This window comes from Arthrobacter sp. Y3221157 (assembly GCF_059089865.1).
The window spans coordinates 1-439 of the sequence record NZ_JBNHFD010000229.1; the positions used below are offsets into that span (position 1 = coordinate 1).

General features: G+C 67.7%; 1 protein-coding gene. It reads right to left on the bottom strand.

Features of this window, described 5'->3' with window-relative positions; translation table 11 throughout:
* Nucleotides 1–439: formyltetrahydrofolate deformylase (locus AC5RTT_RS20785; protein WP_494146739.1), on the bottom strand; the 439-nt coding region annotated here is incomplete at both ends.

Below are 439 nucleotides of genomic sequence, written 5' to 3' on the forward strand. Positions count from 1 at the left end.
CCGCGGTGACGTAGTGCGCGGTCGCGCCGACGAGTTTCACGCCCCGGTCGTAGGCCTGGTGGTAGGGGCGGGCGCCCTTGAACCCGGGCAGGAAGGAATGGTGGATGTTGATCGCGCGGCCTTCCAGGGCCCGGCACAAATCGTCGGAGAGGACCTGCATGTAGCGGGCCAGGACCACCAGGTCGGCCCGGTATTCCTCCACCAGTTCCAGCAGCCGGGCTTCGGCGTCGGCCTTGGTGTCCGGGGTGACCGGAAGGTAGATGAAGGGCAGCCCGGCCGCTTCGGCCATCGCCCGGTGGGTTTCGTGGTTGGAGACCACGGCCACCAGGTCCCCGCCCAGGGTCCCGCCGCGCCACCGGAAAATCAGGTCGTTGAGGCAGTGCCCGAACTTGGAGACCATCACCAGGACCCGCTGCTGGGTCTGGTCATGGAAGCTGAA